This window comes from Kothea flammea (assembly GCF_052161645.1).
Lineage (GTDB): Bacteria > Planctomycetota > Planctomycetia > Pirellulales > Pirellulaceae > Laterigemmans.
In genome coordinates, this window is record NZ_CP197414.1 from 6487137 (window position 1) to 6511102 (window position 23966).

Below are 23966 nucleotides of genomic sequence, written 5' to 3' on the forward strand. Positions count from 1 at the left end.
CCATGGCCACACCTGCCACCCATGACGACCGTGATCCCGACGATTTGCCAGGAGATCCTGACGATTTGCCAGGAGATCCTGACGATTTGCCGGGGGATCCGGTCGATCAAGAGCTAGTTGCTTACTTGGATGGCGAGCTAAATGAGGACGAGCGGCACCAACTTGAGGAACGGCTGTTAGCCGATTCCGCGCTACGTCGCCGGCTTTCCGATCTGCAGTCGGGCTGGGAGATGTTGGATATGTTGCCCCCGGCTACCGTGACTGAAGATTTTGCCCGCACCACCGTCGAGCTGGTTGCTGCGGGACAATCGCAGCTACTGGAAACGCAACAGCTGCAGACCTCTTGGTGGCGGTTTGGACGCACGGGGGTATTCGTTTTAGTCACCCTCGCCGCCGGTGGGCTGAGCTACCTATATCCGGGTGTTGTCGAGCAACGCCAGTTTGAGCAACAACTCGAAGATTTGCCGTTGGCCGCCCATCTGGACGCCTATTTGATCGAGATGGATCTGGAAATGGTCCAACGTTTGGCGAACGACCGGGATTGGAAAGACTCGATGCGGCTGGGCCGCAACGCCGGCGGGATCATTGTCCCCGAGCCGTTGCAGTTGGCATCTCAGGAATTTACCCACCGTTTGCAAACGGTCAAATCAGTCGACAATAACACGCGGAGGATGTTGGCTGGCAATTGGGATCGGCTCAAATCATTCCCTTCGGCGAGGCTTGATGCGATCCGGGGGCGGGCGGCTGAAATACAAGCCACGGAAGATCCGCAGCGGATCTTGGAGACGCTCGACGAGTTCGCAGTTTGGTACAGCCAATTGACGCCCGAGGCGCAAACGCGGATCGTGCAGGCCCAAGGGGATGAGAAATTGGAGGTCATCCGTACCGAATTACAGAACAGTCAAAAGCGCTGGATTCGTGACTTTGGATCTTCGCTCAGTGGTACTGATCGCGACTTGATTTATGAGCGTTTAAAGGCTTTCGCGGAGACGAGAATTCGCACCGCACGGGCTGAACTGGCCAGCTTACCCGGTGACCCGCAAGAAAATCGCCGATCAGCGCGGTGGTATGAGATTAAACCGGTCGAACTGCTGAACTTTATCGCTTGGCCGTGGCGACGCGGCAGCCGCTCCAGCCGGTCTTCTGCCGACGAGGCAGCCGAGGTGGAGCTGACTGAGTCCATGATTCGCGATCGCTTGTTTGATCACTGGCGCGATGATGAGTTGGAGGATGTCACGAACATCATGAGCGCTGATGCTAAGTTAGTGCTAAATGCCCAAGCCAATGATATCAACGATAAACGACGTACGTTGACGCGATGGTGCAATGAGATTGTCCAGCAGATGTCTCCCTATGCCAATAATGCCGAGACAATTCTCAAACACTATCAATATCGCGAAGGCGACAGCCGAGAGATCCTCGACTTAGAACCTCCTTCGGAAATCTTTAATCGGCTCCGCGGCCGCGGCTTTGGTTCCAGCCGCTGATCTCTTGCCCGCGTTCCCGGGCTGATTCCCTCGTTCCCAGGCTCCCGCCTGGGTACGAGGATTCCGGAGGCGGGAGCCTGGGAACGAATTGCAGAAGCGAGCAGCGCCAGCACAGCTACCAGTCAGCGTTTGATTTGTTAGGGTATAGGGCGGATTGAACGCTTAACACCCGCGCGACTGACTCCCGAACTGGTTTACGCTATGGATGAATTCTCCGTCGAATCGTTGGTGCGAGCGAATCAATGGCTGGCAATGGCCGTCAGCAGCGACGCTGAGACACAATTGGGTTCAGCCAGCGGCGGGATGATGCTGCTATATGTCATCGTAATGCTGGTAACTTATGTGGGAGTGGCGTACGAACGCTTTCACAAAACGGTAGCCGCACTTCTGGGCGCCGCGGTGCTGGTCTCCATCTCAGTAGCTACGGGATTGTTTCCGTATAATTATGTCTACCTCATTCTCGAGGAAGACCTTAATATCTTTGGGGTCATTGTCGGTACTGGCATCTTGGTCGATGTGGTTGGCCGCAGCGGGCTGTTTCATTTCCTAAGTATGTGGATCGTTCGACTGACAGGGGGGCGAGCGGCGTTGCTCTACCTGGCCCTGTGCATGCTGACGTTTCTTTTCGTCGCCGTGCTGACGATCGTGCCGGCCATGTTGATCCTCAGCTCCTTGACGCTGGTAATCTGCCGATCATTGGGTTACCAACCGACGCCGTTTCTACTGTCGGTGGCGATTTGTGCGAATAGCGGCGCGATTGCCACCTTCGCTTCCGGGCTGCCGAACATCATGCTTGGCACGGCGGCCGGCATTCCCTATGTGCAATTTTTGCGAGTCTCACTGCCCTTTGCGGTGCTCAGCCTGCTGGTGGCAATTGGCTGCTTGCGGTTCTTCTTCAGAAATGATTTGCCCTGGAAACAAACGGGAGACGAACAAGCCGCATTACGGGCCAAAATTGCCGAATTCGATCCGTGGGCGTTAGTCGAGAGCCGCACGGTGCTGATGCGAAGCGCAATCATTTTGCTGGCCACCGTGGTTGGATTCGCGGCCGCTCAACCACTCGGAGTTGGCATGGACTTTATTGCCATGATTGGTGGCACCACGGCGATGCTGTTTTCCGGCAAAGGGGTGGAGGATGCGATCAGCAAAGTCAATTGGACGGTGATCTTGTTCTTTATGGGGTTGTTTTTGATTATCGGTTGTGTGAAAGCGACCGGTGCTTTAAGTTTCGCCAGCGAGCAAGTGATTGCTTTATCAGGAAACCGCTTGGAAGCTTTAATTCCGTTGCTGGGCGGTTTCTCCGCAGTCTCCAGTTCCATCGTCGATAACATTCCCGTCGCTGCTACTTTGATCCCCATCGTCAAGGATATCGAGGCGACTGGGGTCCCCGTCGAATCACTGTGGTGGACGTTGATAATCTGCTGCAACCTTGGCGGCAACGGTACGCCAATTGGCTCGATTTCGTGCGTGATCGCCATTTACGCACTCAAGCGTGAAGCGGGTGAAGTCGTTGGCTGGGGTAAGTTCTTAAAGATTGGTGGCACGATTATGCTGCTGCAGGTGGTTCTAGCGATCGCTTACATCTTGCTACTTCAGCAATTCGATTTGATACCGCCCATTCCCTAATGTTTAGGACCCTGAGATGTCATTTGATCCACACGAATCTGACGTCAATCGACAAGTCGATGCGTCGATGAAAATGTTCGAGCGGGCCAAAGTGGGGAAAGTCGCAGCGATAGTTCCGGCAAAGATTCGCTCTGTTCTCTTATGTCGCGATGGGTCGACTCAGGATCAAGCTGTCGTCGATGTGGGGACTTTCTTTGCCGCTCAAGATCCCGCCGCGACAATCCTATGGTTGGATGCGCGGGAACACGACGGGGAACAGCAACTCGATGCTATCTCAGGCGACGAAAAGCGTCAGTCAAAATGGCAAGCGGTTAGCTCATCTTTAACCGACGCCTATGATAAGATTCTCGACGTTGTCGCTCAGCACCAACCAGATTTAGTTGTCGTTCCTTGCCCTTTTGGACGCGATTTTTCTTCGGTGGGGGCCGACAGCGCGGGGACGGTGATCGATGTTTTGTTAAAACGATGTTCCCGACCCATGCTGGTCATTCGCCGCGTCGATCAAGCGTTTGAGTCGACGGTGGACAATGTTGTGATGGTCGTTGGCAGCGAGAATGAAAGTGAACCTCAGGCGGCGGAATGGATGCTGGGCTTGGTGCAACTAGGCGACCCGCAAGCGGCTTCGGTCACACTAAATCTGGTACTCGGCGACGAACAAATTGAGAACATTAAACAGCTGATGAGTGTCCTCGTTCCGGAAACTGAAGTCGATCGCGAGAAGTTGGAGCAAGCGCTAGCTGCCGCGCACGCGAGGCTCGATGCGGCGCTGCGTCACGCGGCTGGTGAGCAAGGTTTTCGCTATCAATTGATTCCACGCGTTGATGCAACCGAGCCGCGGAAACTTGATTTAGATCTCTTGGTGGTGCTGCCGCTGGAAAAGGATGATGACTTCGGGCAAGGATTCGTGCAAAGCCAGATTAGGCACTCTCCGCATCCTTTATTGATCGTGCCAAACCGCTGACATTCCCTCGTTACCAGGCTCCTTCCCTCGTTTCCAGGCAGGGGCCTGGGAACGAGAAAATGGGAAGCATGCTTATCGTTGTTCCGCGGCCCAACGAATTGCGTTTCTCAGCAACTGTACGAAGACTGGGTGATCAAAATCGGCCGGGGCGCCCAGCGACGTGTAGAACGATGCTCCGCCCGCGGGACGTTGGAAAGTCCAAGCGACCGGTTCGGGCTGCTGGCCTGCGACGCGTCCTAACATTAACACTTGGCAATCGGCTGCCAATGGGGAAACAATGTAAAGCGAGCCGCCTGCCAAAAACGGTTGCGGGGAAATGTCTCGCAGCAGCGGAGAGTTTAGTTTTGCTTCCACCGGATGGACCGTCGTTGCCAGTTGGTTGCCGTAATGATTCGTGTAGCTGCCACCAAATACTTGAGCATCAAATTCAGGCCAGTCGGCCGCTCCGGCGGGGGCCGGTTTGCCCCGCAAAGAAAATGCGTGATTAGCAGTGCGAATCCCCACCACCGGTTTGCCCGCGGCAATGAAATCACGGACCACTTGTAATTGCTCGGGGGGCGGTGTGCGGCGACGAATCGATAGTAAAGCGATATCCGCTTCGGCGAGCAACTCAATGCCGGGCAACGAGTCAGGCTTGGTGGCGTCACCAAACACCATGCTTACTTGATGATCGGCTCGTAAATGCTCGCGAACAAAGAGTGGCAGAGTTCGCTCAGTCTCATACTCCACTTCGCTGCTAATGACCATCACGCGGGGACGTTGGTCGGCGGAAAAGCGAAATGGCTTGCCTCCCAGCAATTGATCACTCGAGATGGTCGGACAAACGTATCTTTCAATGTGATCAATGATGAGATCGGTGCCGGAAAAATGGCTGACGTAAGGCCAGGCCGCTGGGTTGTACATGGTGTCGGTGAGATCGCGACAAAGGACAACATGCTTGCCCGCTTGGCTAAGCCTCCGTAAACCAAAGGGACGCCCGAGGACGCACATGTTGGTATGCACACCCACTAAGACAACATTTTCAATACCGCGAGCTTGTAAAATATTCCAAACTTCGTGGCCGCGATCCGTGATGAAATCAAGTTGCTCATCAATCTCCAAGGCTGCGATCTGACGCTGCCAAGGTGCCTGCGGATTACGACCTTGCTTGCGCAGTTCAGCCTCCCAGCGCGCGTGCTCGGAGGGGGTGTCATCCTCACCACCGTCAGATTGGTCAATGGGATATTTTTCAGGGTCCTCAGCATCAATGGAATAGCACCAATCGCCAATGTTATCAGGATAGCTGGCCGCCGCTGGGACTTGCAAAGCTCGCGAGCGGGCCGGGTGATCAGCGTAAGCCTCCATGCACTCGCTGGGAGCATGGATGATCGTCGCGCCGGCAGCCCGCGCTTTGTGCAGCAGCTCGTTCATGCGTGGAGCTAGCTCGTTCACTCGCTGCACAGCACGAAAGCAATGGTGCGAGTCCCACATATCACAGACGATCACCGCGGTCTGCTGCGGTCGCCACCCCTCGGCTCGTTCGAGACGGTGGTATCGTCGCGAGCCTGGTTCGGTTTCGGTCTGGTAACGCAGCCGTAACTTGAGGTCCTCGGACGACGCGGGAGAGCTGAGTAGGGGGCCGACAAATAATACTAACAAGGCGAACAACGCTGGAGGTCGCATTGTGTCAATCCAGAGTGCGAAGGGGATACATAGGGGGGACGCAGGTGGATCAGTGTACCTGGTTCGCCGCCACTCTGCCGCCCATTAAGTTTGGGGGCGGCAAGATTGGGGACGGTAATTGATTTGCTTCCAGGCTGATCGCGACCTAGGTTTCCCAATGAGAGGCTGGATGCGAATCTCAAGACCAGCCTCAGCTTTCCACCGCCGCCAGTGAAATCGAACCATGTCGACATCCGTAGCCACGAGTTCGTTAGACAAAATCTTAGCAGCCACTCACCTGCCTGCCTTGCCGCAAACGGCCATCGCGCTGCTGCAGCTATCTCAGCAAACAGACAAGGGGCCCAGCGATTTCGCTCGCCCGATTGAAGCCGACCCCGGGCTCGCCGGCCAAGTGCTGCGGTTCGTCAACTCTTCCCATTTCGGGTTTAGCCGCGAAATTTCCAGCGTCCAGCAGTCGTTGACTTTGGTGGGAACCCGCACAATCACCAACTTTGCCCTTTGGAACGCGGTTTTTAGCGTCGTGCCGAATCCACAGTTTGGGGCGTTCGACCTCAAGGGATTGTGGTCAGACTCGCTGCGTCGAGCGGTGTTTGCCAGGAAATTAGGTAAAGCGATGCGGCTGGCTGAGGCGGAAGACCTGTTCGCGGCCGCCCTCCTGCAAGACATGGCCATCCCCCTGCTGCTGAAATTCATGCCCGGCGAATACACCGATCTGATGACGAGGCGGTTGGCCGACGGCATGCGGCTGAGCCAACTGGAACGTCAAGCTTTTGGCTGGGATCACGCCGAAGCTGCCTCCAAACTGGCTCGTTCTTGGAAATTACCGGAGAGTTTCGCTCACTTAATTGAGCGGCACACGCAACTCGATGGCCTGCTCAGTCAAGGCACAGCTGCCTATGGCCAAGCCGCGGTCGCGCTCGCCTCAATGTTGCCAGATGGGTTGAGCGAATTTTGGTCGGAGCGGAACGAGTTTGTCGCTGGTTTTGACCGTTTGACCGCTGGTCAGGCAGGTTCATTGGCGACGATTTTCCAAGAAACGGATGAGGACGCAGCTCAATTTGCCCCGCTGTTAAAACTGGCAATGCCGAAAAAATCGTTGGCCGCCCATTTGGGCAACTGAAGTTAGCGGTTTTGGGGCTAGCAACCGTTTTGTTCCGCGCGGGTTGTTCGATTCAAAACGGGAACCGTGGCTAGCGCCAAAACGGCTAACGGGAACCGTGGCTAGTCCCAAAACGACTAACGGGAACCGTGGCTAGCGCCGAAACGGCTAACGGACTGCGGTCGGTTGATTTCGCGTAGATTTCGTCCCATTAGTTAGGCTGGGTGATTAGACTGGGGGCTGGGCGTCGCCGCTCGTTCGCTACGGGCCAGGCAGCCTGGTTTCCATTCCTTTGATCTAATCCCCTTTGATCTGATTTATGGCCCACATCTATCTTTTCGGTGCTTTTCGGCTGTTTTCGACGTTGGTGTTGGTTGTGGCGGTGGGCTCCTCGGCGTCTGCTCAGTTCGATTTCGGCAATTTTGAGTCGTTGCCAGCAGACCCCAATGCGGGGCAGATGTCCTCTTTGGACAGCTTGGCAAATCCGCAACCGGCCGCTGATGCCGAGACGGTCACTGTTGATGAGCCCTTGATCACCGAACTGCGGCGATTGGCGGGAGGCACGGCTGATCAAGTCGGTCTAGCGCTCCGCGAAGCGATTCGCAACCAGCTCTGGTCGGAAGTCAATCTGTATTTGACGAGCCAGCAATTTGGGCGGATACCGGCGGAGGAACTGTCGCGGGTGGCGAATCGCGTTGGTGGGAGGTTGCTCAGCCGAGCGGCTGGGGAGCCCAGTTTGACCGAAGCTGCGCGGACCAACCTGGATCGACTCAGCGAAGCCTTATTGGCGGCGGCACAAGACCCCACCGCGTTATCCGCGGCCATTCGCGACTTGGGCAGCGAGGACAGTGATCGCCAGTTAGGTGCCGGCCGCGTTTTGCTGCGCGGCGGTCCGGTGGCAATGAAAATGATGATCGAAGCGGCGGTTTCCCCCGAACCGCCGGCCCCGCTTTCCCGGTTGGCCCAGCTGCTCCGCAGCTTTGATGCGGCCGCCGTGGATGCGACTTTTCAGCTCGCCCTCTACGGCACCGACAAACTGCGTCCCGGCGCGCTCAAGCTGCTCTACGGTCTCGACGCCGAAGCTGCTTTGACTGCCTATTTGGGAGCTGTCGGAGCCAGCGCGGGGACTGCCGAGGAGCGTCGCATCGCCGTTGCCGGGTTGCAGAAATTGATCGGAGGGGTACCAAGCTCGGAACAAATTGAAGCTCAACTGGCCCAGCGGCTGGAACGTGCCACCGAGCTATATCAATTGACGAAGCATGGTGACCTACCAGTGCCGGTGTGGCGAATCGCCGAGGAACGCCAAAGTATCGCCGAAGCTTGGACCAGCCAGGTGGCGGCGACCGCTGTCCGCGCGGCCGACTTGGCCGAATTGCTGCGTCGGCAGGGCGAATTGCGGACGGTCAATTTGGCCGCCGCGATCGGAGCCGATTTGCGGCACCAATATCTCCGCGATTTCGATTTCGGCGACGCCGACGATGCCACGCGACTCGAACAAAAGTGGGGCGCGCCGATTAAAGACCTGGGGTTGCTGAGTGGAATCTTGACCAGCAGCTTGGGAGACAACCTCGCGGCCGGCACGAAACGACTCGATGAAGCCCGCGCGATCGGAGTGATACGTTTGCTCGGCCAGCTCGAAAAAGCGGCCGTCGTGCAGGGGCGAGGTGCGGCCGTGGCTCCGCTGGTTGCGGCGGTCTCCCACAGCGTGCCGCGGATTCGTTACGAAGCGGCTGCGGCGATCAGTCAATTGCAACCAACCGCCGCTTATGCCGGCAGCGGTCGCGTTTTGGACCGCTGGATTGAAATGTCGCACCTTCCCGACGCGCCCCGCGCGATCATGTTGGTCAACGACGTTACCTTCGCCAAAATGCTCAGCGAGCGATTGCTGAATTTGGGTTACGAACTCGAGCAAGTCTATCGCGTCCGTGATTTGCTGGAAGTTGTCGATTCGGGGGGGGATCTGCAATTGGTTGTGGCTGCGACTCGGCCTCCCGATTACTCAGCCATCGAATTGGTCGACCGAGTGAGACGACGCCCCTTGGGCGGTACTGTCCCGATTGTGCTCGTGGGTGATGCACCAGCCGGTTTCGAGCGTTTGACCGCTCGCTGGTCCGCACCGACGATTCTGATTCCTCAGCCGGCTGATGTGTTTCTGCCCGGAGATGCCGGAAATCCTTTTACGCTCGCCAATTTGGCCACGGTGCGAGTCGCCGGTTCACTGGCCGATTTGCAAGATCAACCGCAATTGCCCCCGCTTTCCGCTGGTGAGCGACAATTGTTTGCCGCTGCGGGAAGAAGCAGTTTGGCCCATTTGGCCGATACCGAAGCGCTCAGCTCCGTCTACAATTGGCAATCGCGCGAAGCCGATCTGCTCGAAGCGGTGCGTCGGGAGGGTTACGGGCCGAGCGGTTTGAAGGTATTGTCAGCAATTGGTAGTTCGATATCGCAAGCGGAACTAGCCACGCTGGCGGCTAATCCTGCCGTTGCCGAAGCGACTCGGCGGGCGGCTGCGGAAGCGTTTGCGGCATCGATCGACCGGTCTGGAACACGCCTATCCCGCCAACAAGTGCAGGAACAGTACGACCGCTTCAACGGGGCCACCGACCTGCTCGCACGGGAGATTATCGGTCAGTTGCTTGATGCGTTGGAATCGCGAGTTGGGGTGTCCAGCCGGCCGTCCGACTGAACGGGTTGAGGTGAAATCAACCAACCACGGGCTGAACTCGCGCAATGGCATCGTTTGGTTTATCGCCGCAAGACACGCAAGGACCGTCGATGCCGGGCCTGATTGGTCGTTCCCCGGCGATGGAACAGGTCTATCGGGTGACGCGGCGGGTGGCGGCCAGCAACGCTTCGGTGCTGATCCTCGGTGAAACCGGGGTGGGCAAAGAATTGATCGCCGGAGCAGTGCATCGTTTGAGCCGCCGAGCCAGCGGGCCGTTTGTCAAAGTCAACTGTGGCGCACTTTCGGAAAGCCTGCTAGAGAGCGAACTGTTTGGCCACGTTCGCGGAGCCTACACGGGGGCCGTGGGGAACCGCACGGGACGTTTCGAGGCGGCCCACACGGGCACGATCTTCCTCGATGAGATTAACAGCACCTCGTTGTTGCTGCAGGTCAAACTGCTACGCGTGTTGCAGGAGCGCGAATTTGAACGGGTGGGCGACACCAAGACGATCTCCGTGGACACGCGAGTGATTGCGGCCAGCAACCGCGATTTAATGGCCGAAGTGGCTGCCGGCCGTTTTCGCGAGGATGTCTACTGGCGTCTCAACGTGGTTCCCATCGAAATTCCTTCCCTCCGCCAAAGACGCGAGGACATTCCCGCCTTGGTGGCCCACTTTCTCGAATACTACAACGAAGCCAATGATCGCTACGTGGTGCACATCCAGCCCGCCGCGATGGAAGCGCTGGAAGCCTACCATTGGCCGGGCAACGTTCGCGAACTGCAGAATTATGTGGAACGGGCGGTGGTCATGGCGGAAGGGGATGAACTGACCCTCGACCTGTTGCCAGAAGCAGTCGGCGGCGTCAAACCGGAAGCTTCAGTGGAAACCAAATTGGCCACTTATGATCTCGCTTCGCTGACCAGCGAAGTGGTCAGCCAAGGCATCGCCACGGCCGCTGAAGAAACACAGCAGGGTGAGCCCGAAGGACTGCACGCGCGCATTGTCGAGTCGGTGGAACGAGAATTGTTCATTCAAGTTTTGCGAGCTTGCGGAGGCGTGCGGACCCAGGCCGCCACGCGATTGGGTATCAATCGCAACACCCTGCACAAGAAAATAAAGGATTTCGGATTGGACAAAGATCTTCCAGAAGGCGATAGTGGAAGCTGAACTGACCTTGCCAAGCGCACCGCCGAAACCGTATGGTCCGCCCCCATGTTAAGTCTTTAATAGCTCGCCGCTGAAACTTCAGAATTAACAGTCGAGTCTACTGCTGGACCGGTCTGGTGGAAACGTATTGTGCTGATACACGCCCGCTTATTGCATCATCCCATGCCCGCTCGGATGCCGCGAGTTCGCCAAACTTTTGGCAAATATCGTATCGAGAAACGCATAGCCGAAGGTGGCTTTGCGATGGTCTATCAGGCCTACGATAAAATAGAAGGCATTCGGGTCGCGCTTAAGATTCCCTACAACAACTTGCTTAATCGCGATGTGCTGAACTTTTTCCGCAAAGAAGTTCGGCTGGCCGCTTCGCTGCGACATCCCAACATCCTGCAGCTCAAGAACGCGGAATTCATTGACGATCATTTTGTTTTGGCTTACCCGCTCGCGGAAGAGTCATTGGCCGATCGTCTGCACCGACGATTGGCCCTGACCACTTCGGTTGAATACGCCGCGCAAATGCTCGAAGCGGTCGCCTGTGCGCACCGCAACAAAGTCATTCACTGCGATTTGAAACCCGAAAATCTGCTGATCTTTCCCGGCAATCAGCTGGTCCTTTCCGATTTCGGCATCGCCCGCGTGGCGCTCCGCACCGTTCGCGGCAGCGGTTCCGGGACAGTCGGTTACATCGCCCCCGAACAAGCCATGGGGCGTCCCTCATTTCGCAGCGACGTGTTCAGCAGCGGCTTGATTATCTATCGCCTGTTCGCTGGCCAGTTGCCCGAATGGCCTTTCGAATGGCCACCCCCCGGCAGCCAACGCTTGAAAACACGCATCCCGCCCGAGTTTATTGAGTTGATTCGGCGCTCCATCGATCCCAATCCGAACAAACGATTTCGGGATTGCCTGCAGATGCAGCGGGCGTTCACGACGCTCACTCCCAAGCTCAAACGCTTCCTTAATCAACGTACCGCCAGCCGGAAATCGTCTGCCGGAACGCGCAGTCGACGCATGTCAGCCTGAGTATTGTATTCGTGGATTTGCCTCCTCCCGCGACGAATGACGCACCATCGACCGGCCCCCCCAGCGAGGACCGGTCCGTCGCGGGCGATCCGATTCCCCATCATCAGCAACCAACCGCCGAACAGGCGTCTGACCATCTGGCACCTGACCTGCAGGAAATCACCGAGCCGGAAGTGGCATGCCAAGAGCAAGAGCCCGCTCACCAGGAACCCACCCAGCAAGAACCCGCCCCGCCAAACTCGGCCGCCTCTCCGGCCGCTGAGCTTCGCCAACCTCGGCTCGTCGCTCAAGCGATGATGGAAGCGGCCGAGCCAATTGATTTGCAGACCGGCTCGCTGGCCCTCTACAGTCGTCGTGCCAGTTACAAAGAGACTGCCAACGAAGACGCGGCGGCCATCATTCCGATCGCTGGTCGCGGCGCCGTGCTGGCGGTTGCCGATGGTATCGGCGGACTGCCGCAAGGCGAAGAAGCGGCCCGCGTGACGCTGGACACCATGATCGAATTTGTTTGCCAAGCCGAGTCCCCGGAACGATTGCGGTCCGCCATCTTGGATGCCATCGAAACGGCCAACCGCCGCGTCCTGTCGCTCGGTGGCGGGGCGGGCACGACCCTGGCCGTCGCTCAAATCATCGATCAACGAGTGCGCACGTACCATGTCGGCGACAGCGAGATCTTTGTCGTTGGCGGACGCGGCATGCTGAAACTCGAAACCATCGCCCATGGACCTGTCGCCTACGGGGTACACAGCGGCTTGATCGACCCCGTCGACGCACTTTCGCACGAGAACCGCAACCTCGTCTCGAATGTGGTGGGCGCTCGCGACATGCGGATCGAACTGGGCCCCTCGGTAAAATTAGCACAACACGATTTAGTGCTGATTTGTTCAGACGGCATTACTGATAATCTGCACAGCGAAGAATTGTCGCAACTAATTCGCGGTAAGTCTCCTCAGGAAGCGGCCGCCTGCTTACTGCAAGCATTACAGAGTCGGCGGGAACCAAACTTCGAGTTAGACTTCAAAGAAGATGACGCCACCTTTGTCATCTATCGCCGCGCGGCGCGTGAAAAGTCGGTGCGCCCCGGCTAACACAACCTACGCTACGGTAAACTCCCAATTGGCCCCGCTCAAATGTTGCTTGCTCCCCGCCCCCACAGCCCCGCCTGGCACTCTGTGGCAAGCCCTTGCTCCCGTATCGGCTTGCTTGCTCTCGTCGTGTGTGCTTTGGGCTCGCCGGCTACCGCGGCCGACGATCAACCAAAATATTCTGACGCGGTGATCGCCCAAGCCGAAAAGATTTTGCAAGAGCACGGCTTGCGGCGGGTGGGGAGTCAGATTCAACCGCTGGAACAGACGAATTTCAACCGTTTGATCAGTGACGAAAACCGGCTTCGTCGCGCGCTGCGTTTGACTCGTAAAGCATGGGAGCAAGCGACCGCGGCGACTCAGGGGGTGGAGCAACGCTTTGATGCTTTGGAGCAACAATATGGTGCGTTAAATGCCCGTTTCGCAGCGGTCGGTAATCCGGCCGGGCGAAATAATGACTTAGTAGTTCAGATCAACGCCATGGGCGCGCAACTGAAGCAACTCGTCCGCGTGCGAACGGCCAGCCGCGAGGAGACGCAACAACGGCGAGCCGCTTTGGGCAAGGAGGAAGAGCAGTACGCGGAGCTGGTGTTAAAAATGCGGCGAGCGGTCGACGCCATGCGGGAGACGGTGGTCGCGGCGGCCGACGTGGAAGATGTGAAAATTGCCTTTCGAGTGCTGGCGACCCGTCATGAGAGTCCCGCTGAAATTGACATTGAATCCATCATCGCCCCGCTCGATCGCCGCGTCCGTAAACTCGAAGAGGCGATCTTCAGCGAGACAATTCCTTTAGAGGAAAGTGGCGGAGGCTGGATGGTGCAAGCGGTCGTTGGGCTGGAACCGGTGCAGATGTTGGTCGATTCGGGAGCCAGCATCGTGTTGATCCCGCATGATCTGGGGCAGAAAGCCAACATCAAACCGGCTGACGACGCCCGCGACCTGACCATGGTGATGGCCGATGGTCGGCGAATGACCGTCAAAGAAGTGTTCCTACCGCGGCTGCGCGTTGGCCAATTCGAGGCGGAAAACGTTCGCGCCGCGCTGCTCGACGAAGGTGTCCCCGGTGCCAAACCGCTGCTGGGACTAAGCTTCTTGGAACGCTTTCGGTTTGAAATTGACAGCCCGCAGAAACAACTCAAGCTGCTGCGGATCGATGACTCGGAATAGCCGGACCGGCTACCGGATGAACATCAAAGGGGCCGCTCCCTTTGATTTGTCGCGATCTTCGCGTGCCTGTTTGTTGCCCGCGAATGGCGCGAATGCCCGCGAATAAGATCGCTTAGCGGAAATCATCAACCATGATCGGCGGGTTATTCGCGTCGATTGACGCGATTAGCGGGCAAACGTGCACAGAGGGTCGCCCAGGTTACCGACTTGCTTCGGGAGTTGTTTGTCGCCTTCACATGGCATGATTCTGGCTCTGGTTTCGATTGTTGAAGTGGTTTTGAGGCCAAAATCTCTACAGTTACGATTCGGCCGGCAACACCTCGCAGACAACCACACGGTACCTGACACCTTTCCAAGAATTCATTCGTGCCAAATATTGACGTTATTTGCCATTCGCGATACGATCTTGTTTGTAGAGCAACATGTATCGATAGGAGACGAAAAAATGAGTTCATCGATCAATCTTTCGCTGACAGATGAATTGCGGGCGTTCGTCGACGCAAATTCCGGGGACGGGACCCTGTACGCGACGCCTAGCGAATTCATGCGTGACTTGTTGCGACAACAGAAGAGCCGACAGGAAGCGGCAGCTGTTCGTGATGCAATCCTTGAGGGCTATCAAGATGCCATTGATGGTCGCATTCACGCGTTCAAGGGCGATCTTCGAAGCCTGCTCTCGAAAGTTCAGTAGTGGCTAAAAAAACTAGCCGCAAGCCATCAGTGTACCTAACCGATCGTGCGCTGCGGGACACCAAGGGTATCGAAGAGTATTCGCTCGAACGGTTCGGGAAGCGAGTTGCGACTCAATACCTTGGCAAGCTCGAAGCCGGAATCAGTCGCATCTCTGGGAATCTCAATCTTCTTCGCCAGGAAGCACCGTTCCACGAGTCGCTCAAGTTTTACCGTGTCGAGCAGCATCTGCTTGTCTGTGAAACCGCAATGGCGGGCAAGATCATCATCTTGACTGTTTTGCACGCGTCCATGGATATTCCATCAAGGCTCGGTGAGTTGGAGCCAATTTTACGGTTGGAAGCTGAAATGTTGCTGAAACAACTGACTCGATCCGCAAAGCGATGATCTCCCCACTTGCTCTGCCGCTCGCCCTATTCAACGTCACAGCGGGTGCGAATTAGTTTTGCCAATTGCTCGACCACCTCGGCTTGGCTGAGATTGTCGGAATAGAAGACTTGGGCATCGGCGGCTGGTCGCAGGGCGCCGACCGGTCGCTGGGCATCTTCTTGATCGCGTCGCTGTTGCGCGGCCAGCACATCGTCAACGGAGAGTTCGGGTTGTTGCTTGACCAATTCGGCGTGACGCCGCACCGCGCGGGTGCGTGGTGTCGCGGTCAGAAAAATTTTGCAGTTCGCATCGGGGAAGATCTCGGTTCCCTGGTCGCGCCCTTCGGTCACGATTTGTTGGCCGGCGGCAATCGCGCGTTGCAGTTGTCCGAGCAATTGACGGATGCTGGAAAGATCGGCCACATGTTTAATGTTCGCATTGACCTCGGCGGTGCGAATCTGTTCGCTAACATCTTCGCCGTCGAGCAAAACGCGGTTGCCTTGAAAGCGAATTTGGGAGCTCTTGGCAACCTCAGCCACCGCGTGTTGATCTTGCCATGGCACTTGGCGGCGGAGGCAAGCCAGCGTGACGGCGCGGTACATTGCCCCGGTATCCAGAAATGCAAAACCAAAATGTTCGGCCAGTTGTCGAGCCACCGAGCTTTTTCCGGCTCCTGCTGGCCCATCAATGGTGATGATGAGTTGCGAGACATGCGTCTGGGAATTGGCTTCGTTCGTCACCGTCGTACTCATCCGGCTGGCATCACGTATTCGAGTTAGAAGTGTTGTTTAGGGAGGCTATTTCAGCGATCGCTTGCTCGCTCTGCGTCCAAGCGGCCACGGCTTGCAGCGATTGATCGATTTCAGTTTGCTCACCCGACGTCAAGGGCTGACGACCGCCATAGCGAATTTGGTAGAACCGCTCGAGCAATTTCTTCATTGCGGAATCCACCAGCGGATGTTCCTCCGATTTGGCTGCGGCTCGGCTGGCAAGCTCCACGAATTCGGCCGGTGTTTCTCCGCTGCGACGCACCAATTTGGCGTTGGCCAGCAGATCCGAGAACCGCTGGAAAAAGAGAATCGAAGAGGCGCTCGCCGCTTGCCGTCGAGCGCGTCGCGTTTGCCAGCCGATGCGCAACCATTTAGGCGGCCCGATCTGATAGAGCCCAAACAGAATCAGCGTGACAATGATCCCCAACGCCGCGCCGCGCCAGGAAAACAAGCTTCCTCCAGCCAGCGCGCCGGCGCCCAATTCCCCGCTGTTTAATTGGGAAGCAAATAATTTGATTTGCAGGATCATCCGCGAGTAGGCAGTGCTCATGCCAGAGTTTTCGTCTTGGCCAAATAGCGACGCCGAGCGGCGCTGGCCATCCATGTCTAGCACATAGTTATTCCATAATGATTGAGCAAAATCATAAAAGTGACCAACGCCGCCGGCCCCCTCGTCGCGATCACCAGCCGCGTACGGTGTGGGATCAAAGCGGGCTAACACGGGCCCGTCCAAAGGTTGTCCAGCCAAGCCAGCTCCGAGCGGTATCTGATCGTCTTGGAGGAGAACTTCGACCCAGGAATGAGCATGCAGTTGGCGAACGATGTAGTGCTTTCCAATCGGGTTGAATTCCTCAGTCCGATAGCCGACAACGACCCGCGCCGGGACTCCTTGGCTGCGCAGCATCATGACCATTGCCGAAGCAAAATATTGGCAATGCCCGCGACGATATTTGCCGACAAATTCTTCCAAAGGATCGGTGCCGCGATTGCGTTGTTCGGTGAGTGCCGTGGTGTAAGTGAAGCGTTCGCCTGAAGACAAATGGCGTTCGATCGCTCGCGCCAATTGATAAGGTTCCGAGACTCGTTCCCCCAGGGTGCTGGCTACCATCTCAGCCTCGGCAACCACGCTCGGCATCGCTTCGGCATCAAACTCGATCAACCGGCGTCGTTGCCACCCCGGCACATTGGGGACTTGACCATACATGCGGTCATCTTGGGAGAAATACCGAATGAACTTTGTCTGTAAACCATTGCTAAAGGCGTGCGTCCCGAACTGGTAATTGAATCGGCTGTTTGTATTGACGTCCTCTTCATGCCGACGCAGGACCCAGCGGCCAGCCAAGTGATGCACCCCTTCGATGCGTCCGTGATAGGGGGCGATGCTGAACAGCGTTTCGCTGGCGGTTAACGGCTGCAGGTCGATGTTTACCTGCACGTCGTCATAGAGAATGCGGGTGGTGGAACGAGGGGGTTGGTATTGTTCGGGTAAGAGATCGCCCATCAACCTCGCTTCCTGCGGCCCAGCTTCCCAGCGTCCGGTACCGCGATCGTTGCGATAAGCCTCCAGCGCTTGACCACGCAAATAGATCGGATCGCGAGGCACGTAGGGAGCGCCGGTGTTATCGGTCAACCGCAATCGCATCACCAAATCGCGATTCTGCAGCAACTCGCCAACTTGATCGAGCGTTAACGAATCGGTGAAACCGGTTGTCACCCGTCCGCCGACGCGCCCCCCATCGCCCGAGCCGATAGCCCGCGGCAAGCCGTAAAAAAAGAAGAATGCGACCATAAGCACGGACGGAGTCAGCACGGCAATTCCATAACGAGGCAGCCGTGCCGAACGTCGGGCAACCAATTGGCAGGCGTCATTTGCTGAGGTTTTGATGCCTCCCTGTTCGCGTTCGCCGAGCGCATTCATGGTGATCATGGCTTGCAACAAAACGAGTGCTCGCAAACCAAGTAAGGCGAAGGGAATCAATAACAATCCAAACATCAGCGCGCTGTTGAAGACCGCCGCAACGATCAGTTCCAGCAAGCAAAATACGCCAATCTGCTCGAAGACACGCACGTTCTTTTTCTGAAATAGCAACACCACTTCCACCAACACCAGCAACTGGGCCACAACCATCAATTGGTTGGTCGTGCGGGTGAACATGAACTCGATCATACAGTAGGCCGCCACGATCCCCATGCCCACGTAAGCTAACGAAGTCGGCAAGGCGAAAATCTGAAAACGGTCGACGATCAGATAGGAAACGACCGCCGCCACCACGGCGATCGCCGGCAAAATAATGCCCACCTCACCGGAGGAAAGCAGTAAGCCGCCGATCGCGGTCAGGGCGGCAAAGTGAAGCTGCAGTAAACGTTCAATGCGTTGCATGATCGGTTCCTAAGGGGACCGCGATTCGTTGACATGCCTCCGAAGTGACATCCAACCAAATAATATCAAGTCGGGAAAGCACCGCCGCGGGAATGCCCTGCCGCTGGTCCTCGCTGGAAGCGGCCAGCAAGTCGAGGCGTGGCGCACGAGGGCTGACGACCAGGATCGGCCAATTCGGATTGCTGTGCTGCAGCAACTTGACCAACGTCGCGGTCAACGGTGGATCGGCGGACGGTTTGACCGTCGCCAACATTTGCAAACCGGCTCGTCGGAAATTGCTGACCCGCTGCGAAAACATGGCTTGCGCGTCGGCGTCGGCAATCCCAAATGCGAGTCGACTGGTCGCCAACGAGGCAACTTCGACCACCACCGCGGCGGCCACGCTGATCGCCCACTCCAAGTCGGGATCATCTTGATCCTTGGGAGACTCGGAGTAAGGATCGAGCAACAAAGATAGTTGAGTGCGGTTGCGTTGTTCAAATTGCCGCACCGCCAATTCGCCAATCCGGGCCGTCGTCCGCCAATGAATCCAGCGTTGGCTATCACCAGATTGCCAGTTGCGAATCCCGAAAAATTCACCCTCGTTGGGCCCGCTGCTGTTTCGCGAAGCGGCCAATCCTTCCCGGCGATTTTCAATGATGCCGGACCATCTTGGTTTCAGTTTTGCCAACTGCGGAAAGACGATCAAGGCGGCGGGGGTGCGGGTGTTTTTCCAAGCGTTGATTAATCCAAAGGGAAAGCCCGTCGCCAATCGGACCGGCCCGAAGCGATACCGTCCTCGCCTGGAAATCAAGCAATCATATGCCGCAAGTTCGCTCGTGCCGGGGCGAACAATGCCGACCGACGTTACCGCTTCGATACCACGTCCCGGCAGCTGACGTCCACGGATTTGGTCTTCCAGGCGAATTAGCCAAGCGGGCAGCCAACGGCGATGATTGGTGATTTCGAACCGCATCTTGAATGGCGTGCCGGCGAAGGCTTCCGGGGGCGGTGTGCGATGGACGGTCAGCCCCGGCAAGGTGCCGCGGCAAAATCGCCATTGCATGATCAAAATTCCGACCATCAAACCGGCCAGAATTACCAGTAAATTAAAGCCCCGCACCGAACCACCCAGCACGGCAAAAATGGCCACGAAGGCCATGTGCAGACCATTCCGCGTGAACCGCGTGTGCACGCGGCCGATGGCGCGACCTCGCCAAGACTCATTTTCAGCCGCCGCCCAGGCTGCCACCGCATCGTCTGCGGAGGGGGCGGCGTCGACTCTGTGGGCGGTCTGTTGCGGTTCAACGCGACGGAGCTTGGACAAACGATTAACCCCTGCTAGGTAGGAACGACAATCTGCTCCAACAACTCGGCCAGTTGGCTTTCCACGCTTTGGCGGTCAGCCCCCTGGAAGACACCTTCGGGAATAACCCGGTGGGCGAGTGCTGGCACAGCCATTGCCTTGATGTCGTCGGGAGTCACGTAATCGCGTCCGTCGGTGACCGCGCGGGCTTGGCAACCACGAAAGTAACTCAGCGCGCCGCGGGTACTCACCCCCACGCGAAAAGCTTCGGTGGTGCGACTGGCCCGCACGATATCCAACAAGTAGTCGGCCAAGGAGGGATCAAAGCGCACGTCGCGGACCACCGCTTGCGCGGCTAGCACCTCTTCGGGAGTCACCACCGGTTGCAATTGATCGACCGGCTCGCCGCTGCGGTGCGACGTCAGCACCTCACGTTCGACGTCGCGAAGCGGATAACCGACTGCCGTGCGCAACAAAAAACGATCCATCTGGCTTTCCGGCAACGGATAGGTCCCTTCAAACTCAAAGGGATTCTGCGTCGCCACCACGATGAATGGTTTCGGCAAAGGATAGGTCGTGCCGTCGACCGACACTTGGCTTTCGCTCATCGCCTCGAGCAGCGCGCTTTGCGTGCGGGGCGGGGCGCGGTTGATTTCGTCCGCCAGCAACACGTTGGCAAACACGGGCCCCTCGCTGAAGACAAACTCCTGGCGATCCGATCGATACAAGCTGCTGCCGACAATATCGCTGGGCAGCAGGTCGGGGGTAAATTGCAACCGGTTGAAGCGGCCTTCGATGCTCCGCGCCAACGCTTTGGCAGCCAACGTCTTACCCACCCCCGGCACGTCCTCCAGCAAGACGTGCTCGCCAGCCAGCAGGGTCACTATTAGCGCGCGGACAATCTCTTTTTTTCCCAAAACAACCCGATCAACATTTTCTTGTAGTCGGCGAGCAATTTCGAAAGCGGATTCGGCCATAGCGGGTGGTAACTTTCGCGAAGCTGGGGGTAGATAAGCAATGCCGCACAAGATTGCCCGAAGTAAGCAAATGACACAAGCCCGCCCAGCTTGGTCAAGCCCCTGAACATATCAGATTAAGGCTCATCCGTGGCGAGGACTACCGGCTTAAACGGCACGCCACGAACCGCCGCACCTGGATTGTAGAACCGCATGCCACCAAACCAGTGTCCGGGCAGAAAGCGGTGGGTATGACCAAAAATGACTCGCCGTATTCCCTCCTCGGGGCCACATGCATGGTGGGCCAAATAATGCGTTAAACGTTGGCAGGTCCGCCGACGGCGATGGGCAATAATCGCCGCCACGCGATGTGCCCGCAAGGTGACGGCCGCGTCGTACACGCGTGATTGGGCCGTGCTGGCTTGTGGTTTCAACGCCCAGCGAGCTCGGTAAGCATCAAAACGTTGCAAATCGCCATTTCCTTCGATCGCGTCCCCGTGCAACATCATAATATCACCAACGCGGAGCAAATCGCCAGCAATTTGAAAGTCGGGACGTGTTTCCGCCCATGCTCGCAAGCCGTCCCGCAACCGCTCATCCCCATCGTGGTTTCCAAACAAAAAGACATATTGCCGCTGACCGGCGGTGTCCATAAATCGACTCAGCCAATCGACCGCCGCAGTGGTGGTTGCTCCCGGTCCACCCAATTGGCTCCAACGGAAATCAAATAAATCACCGCCAAAGACCACCATTTCGGCTTCCGAGGCGGCCATTTGCATCGCCACTTGATGCTGTTCAGCAGTTGACCTTGAGCTAAACAGATGTAAGTCTGAAATGAAGGCGATGCGGTTTGGTCTGTCGCCATCAGGCCATATCAACATGGCTATCCAATTGCGGCACGTGAGCGGTTATGAATCGGTGGATTCGTAAAGTTATCGCAGATATTGTTGCCCAAACCGGCCTCCAACGTTAGTCGTGTTAAAAAGTCATGTTTAAAAAATCTCAGCGGCCGGTGGGGACCCGTTCCCGCGGCTGGACACCCCTGATTATTATCGTTCTGGCGTTGGCCGGTGGCGCGTTGGCACAAGCTGTCGCCCCCGCGACCAGCTATCAACTGGCCAACATAGCGTCGGCGTTTTTCCTGCTGTTGGCCGCCGCAGTTGCTTTTTGGCAATGGATGCGATTTTTTCCGCAATCATTTTTGCTTCGCTGGTCCCCTCTGTTGGTTGTCGGGCTGGGGCTGGCCGGCGTGCTAATGATGTATGAAATTGTCGGAGTCGATGGGGAATTGATTCCTCAATTGCGGCGCCGCTCGGCCCCTCCAGTTGCCTTGCCCCAGCAAGCGCAGGGGTCGCCAGAGCTAATTGCCCAGCAATGGACACTGGTCGTCGATGATCGCGGCTATTCCGGTTTTCTTGGTCGCAGGCGGGATGGCAAACTGCCGCACCGCGAATTTTCGACGCGATGGGGTCAGCAACCGCCCGAACTGGTCTGGAAGCAACCGATCGGCGCCGGTTCGGCTGGCGTGGCGGTGGCCCGCGCGGTGGAAACACAAACCGACGTCGTGCTTGACGATTCCGAGCAGCAGCCAGAGCGTTGGCTGGGCTACACCTTGGAGCAGCGCGAAGCAAGTGATTCGCAACCGGCCAGCGAGTGGGTGAGTTGTTATGAATTGAGCGATGGCCAATTGCTATGGCATCACGAGGAGCCGGGTTACCACTCGCATTTCCTTGGCGACGTGGGTCCTCGCAGCACGCCCACGATCGATGCCGCGGGACGGGTGTTTGCCCAAGGGGCAACCGGCAAAGTGTGGTGTCTCGATGGACTCAGCGGCGAACTATTGTGGCGCGTCGACCTGTTGGAAATTGCCGGCATCAGCCAGGAAGAGTCGGAAGAGCATGTGCTTTGGGGCCGCTCCGGCTCGCCGCTGTGGGTTGACGACTTGGTGATCGTGCCGCTCGGCGGCAGCCCGCAACAACCTGCTGGCACGCGGTCCTTAATTGCCCTCGATGCGGCCAGCGGGGAAACGCGTTGGATCAGCGGCGAGCAACAAATCAGCTACGCCTCGCCCGTGTTGGCTACGATCGCCGGTGTTCGGCAAGTGCTCTCGGTCAATCAAGATTCGGTCAGCGGCACGGCGGTCGAAGATGGCAAGGTGCTGTGGACCGCCCCCTGGCCCGGCAAGAGTAATGCCAACGCCAGTTGCAGCAACCCGCTGCCGCTGCCGGGTGATCGCGTGTTGCTCAGCAAAGAATATGGTGGGGGGGCGAAATTGCTGCAGATCGAGCTACTCGGTGAGACCTGGCAAGCTTCCACGATTTGGGAGGAGAACCGACTGCTCAAAACTAAATTTACCAACGCCGTGGCGGTCGACCCCGTGGCTTACGGGATCTCCAACGGAACGCTCGAATGCGTCGACTTGGAGAATGGCACAAAGCTGTGGGCGCAAGGCCGCCGGGAACGCTTTGGACATGGCCACCTTTTGCTGGTCGAAGATGTGCTGCTCAGCTCAACCGACACGGGGGAAATTGCCCTGGTCGCGCTCGACATCGAAGGGTACCAGGAACTGGGGCGGTTCCAAGCGATCGAGGGTAAGACCTGGAACCCGCCCACGGTGCTCAGCAATTATGTGTTGCTGAGAAATGGCTATGAAATGGCACTTTGGCGACTGCCGCTGCGTTAGCGGCCACAGATTAAGCACGTTCGCATTAGCCGGAACGCGCCAGCGTCCGGTTCCGCCGAACCGTAAGCTGGCGCTCGTCGGCTAATATAACCGCAAGAAGACTTATGTGGAGGCGTTTAGAAACTAACGATGCGGGCGTCGCTGGCCACTGAGTCTCTAAAGTCGTAGGGATAGAAATGGCGCGTGACGCGCTTGGCCAGTTCGCCGAGGAACAGCCGTCTAAATTTCTCTTCGGTGGTTTCCGTGATTGGCAACGCGGCGGTGGCTGGATAGGTGTAATCCTCCAGTGACCGCCGAAACTCAATACTGCCTGATTCCATGTCGTGCACGCTGACCGTCACGTCGGCGTGTCCGCGGTACATGGTTTGACCGTCCCGCAAACGTAGGTTGGTCATCTCAATGACGACGACCTTATCCGCTTTAACTCCTCGACCGAGCGAAATCGGATCGACCGTGTTGTAGCCTTGCGTATCGCGCCAATCCTCGACTTCGGCTTCGCGAACCAACTTCAAGTCTTTGACTTCGCTGAGCAACAATTCGCCCGAGTAGCGGGTCAACATGCGAGCTGCCACATCATCGGTGTATTGGCTGGTGTCGGTGATCGCAAAGACCGCCACCCGTTGGCCTTTGAGGCCATCGAACTCCGCCGGCAACGCATTCCCTTGGACGGCGTGCAGCATATTGGCGACAAACTGAATACAGCCCGTCTGACTCACCGCCAAGCCAGCCATTACGCCAGCCATCAACGTCCTACAGAGACGCCGGCGATCGAGGCGTACCCGATTTTGAGGTTGAGGAAGATCATGCATAGCGAGTCCCTTCGCAATCCGCGGAGCAAACAGCATTTCAGGTGATGTCAGTCAGTCGTCACATTTTTGTTGACATGTTTTGGTCG

General features: G+C 57.3%; 19 protein-coding genes. 12 read left to right on the forward strand and 7 right to left on the reverse strand.

The window, feature by feature from the left end; genetic code table 11:
* Window positions 1–2: 2 nt before the first annotated feature.
* The 3 genes from SH139x_RS24160 to SH139x_RS24170 all read left to right on the forward strand — a co-directional run bounded on the left by SH139x_RS24160 (window position 3) and on the right by SH139x_RS24170 (window position 4074).
* Complete coding sequence (locus SH139x_RS24160; RefSeq protein WP_488352312.1) at window positions 3–1487, forward strand: hypothetical protein; 1485 nt, start codon at window positions 3–5, stop codon at window positions 1485–1487.
* Window positions 1488–1688: 201 nt separating this feature from the next.
* A complete protein-coding gene (locus SH139x_RS24165; protein WP_488352313.1) occupies window positions 1689–3113 on the forward strand; it encodes an ArsB/NhaD family transporter in 1425 nt (474 codons plus the stop codon).
* Between the two features lie 16 nt (window positions 3114–3129).
* Window positions 3130–4074, forward strand: a complete 945-nt coding sequence (locus tag SH139x_RS24170) for a universal stress protein (protein ID WP_488352314.1) — start codon at window positions 3130–3132, stop codon at window positions 4072–4074.
* Between the two features lie 72 nt (window positions 4075–4146).
* Here the strand turns inward: SH139x_RS24170 and SH139x_RS24175 are convergent, their stop codons facing one another.
* A complete protein-coding gene (locus SH139x_RS24175; protein WP_488352315.1) occupies window positions 4147–5736 on the reverse strand; it encodes a ThuA domain-containing protein in 1590 nt (529 codons plus the stop codon).
* A gap of 223 nt (window positions 5737–5959) precedes the next feature.
* Here SH139x_RS24175 and SH139x_RS24180 point away from each other — a divergent pair, with 223 nt between their 5' ends.
* The 8 genes from SH139x_RS24180 to SH139x_RS24215 all read left to right on the forward strand — a co-directional run bounded on the left by SH139x_RS24180 (window position 5960) and on the right by SH139x_RS24215 (window position 15015).
* Window positions 5960–6856: an HDOD domain-containing protein gene (locus tag SH139x_RS24180; RefSeq protein ID WP_488352316.1), complete on the forward strand. Its 897-nt coding sequence runs from the start codon at window positions 5960–5962 to the stop codon at window positions 6854–6856.
* A gap of 298 nt (window positions 6857–7154) precedes the next feature.
* Window positions 7155–9521, forward strand: coding sequence for a hypothetical protein (locus SH139x_RS24185; protein ID WP_488352317.1), 2367 nt, complete (start codon window positions 7155–7157; stop codon window positions 9519–9521).
* 89 nt (window positions 9522–9610) lie between these two features.
* Window positions 9611–10669 (forward strand): sigma-54 interaction domain-containing protein, encoded by a 1059-nt coding sequence (locus SH139x_RS24190; RefSeq protein WP_488356074.1) that lies wholly within the window; start codon window positions 9611–9613, stop codon window positions 10667–10669.
* Between the two features lie 129 nt (window positions 10670–10798).
* Window positions 10799–11686 (forward strand): serine/threonine-protein kinase, encoded by an 888-nt coding sequence (locus SH139x_RS24195; protein ID WP_488352318.1) that lies wholly within the window; start codon window positions 10799–10801, stop codon window positions 11684–11686.
* An 11-nt stretch (window positions 11687–11697) separates the two neighbouring features.
* Window positions 11698–12774, forward strand: coding sequence for a PP2C family protein-serine/threonine phosphatase (locus tag SH139x_RS24200; protein ID WP_488352319.1), 1077 nt, complete (start codon window positions 11698–11700; stop codon window positions 12772–12774).
* Between the two features lie 111 nt (window positions 12775–12885).
* Window positions 12886–13938 carry a retropepsin-like aspartic protease family protein gene (locus SH139x_RS24205; RefSeq protein ID WP_488352320.1) on the forward strand — a complete coding sequence of 351 codons (1053 nt, stop codon included), beginning with the start codon at window positions 12886–12888 and terminating at the stop codon, window positions 13936–13938.
* Between the two features lie 445 nt (window positions 13939–14383).
* Entirely contained in the window at window positions 14384–14629 is a 246-nt protein-coding gene (locus SH139x_RS24210; RefSeq protein WP_488352321.1) for a ribbon-helix-helix domain-containing protein, read from the forward strand.
* Window positions 14629–15015 (forward strand): type II toxin-antitoxin system RelE/ParE family toxin, encoded by a 387-nt coding sequence (locus SH139x_RS24215; RefSeq protein ID WP_488352322.1) that lies wholly within the window; start codon window positions 14629–14631, stop codon window positions 15013–15015. Before SH139x_RS24210 ends, SH139x_RS24215 begins: the two co-directional genes overlap by 1 nt.
* Before the next feature lie 26 nt (window positions 15016–15041).
* On the opposite strand, the gene cmk is transcribed toward SH139x_RS24215, so the two are convergent.
* The 5 genes from cmk to SH139x_RS24240 form a co-directional block, all read right to left on the reverse strand.
* Window positions 15042–15737: a (d)CMP kinase gene (gene cmk / locus SH139x_RS24220; RefSeq protein WP_488352323.1), complete on the reverse strand. Its 696-nt coding sequence runs from the start codon at window positions 15735–15737 to the stop codon at window positions 15042–15044.
* A gap of 22 nt (window positions 15738–15759) precedes the next feature.
* Window positions 15760–18147 (reverse strand): transglutaminase TgpA family protein, encoded by a 2388-nt coding sequence (locus SH139x_RS24225; protein ID WP_488352324.1) that lies wholly within the window; start codon window positions 18145–18147, stop codon window positions 15760–15762.
* Entirely contained in the window at window positions 18134–19453 is a 1320-nt protein-coding gene (locus SH139x_RS24230; RefSeq protein WP_488352325.1) for a DUF58 domain-containing protein, read from the reverse strand. Before SH139x_RS24230 ends, SH139x_RS24225 begins: the two co-directional genes overlap by 14 nt.
* A 14-nt stretch (window positions 19454–19467) precedes the next feature.
* Window positions 19468–20409: an AAA family ATPase gene (locus SH139x_RS24235; protein ID WP_488352326.1), complete on the reverse strand. Its 942-nt coding sequence runs from the start codon at window positions 20407–20409 to the stop codon at window positions 19468–19470.
* A gap of 116 nt (window positions 20410–20525) precedes the next feature.
* Entirely contained in the window at window positions 20526–21269 is a 744-nt protein-coding gene (locus tag SH139x_RS24240; protein ID WP_488352327.1) for a metallophosphoesterase, read from the reverse strand.
* Window positions 21270–21376: 107 nt separating this feature from the next.
* On the opposite strand from SH139x_RS24240, the gene SH139x_RS24245 reads away from it, so the two are divergent.
* Window positions 21377–23071: an outer membrane protein assembly factor BamB family protein gene (locus tag SH139x_RS24245; RefSeq protein WP_488352328.1), complete on the forward strand. Its 1695-nt coding sequence runs from the start codon at window positions 21377–21379 to the stop codon at window positions 23069–23071.
* 116 nt (window positions 23072–23187) lie between these two features.
* Here the strand turns inward: SH139x_RS24245 and SH139x_RS24250 are convergent, their stop codons facing one another.
* Complete coding sequence (locus tag SH139x_RS24250) at window positions 23188–23880, reverse strand: hypothetical protein (protein ID WP_488352329.1); 693 nt, start codon at window positions 23878–23880, stop codon at window positions 23188–23190.
* Window positions 23881–23966 lie beyond the last annotated feature (86 nt).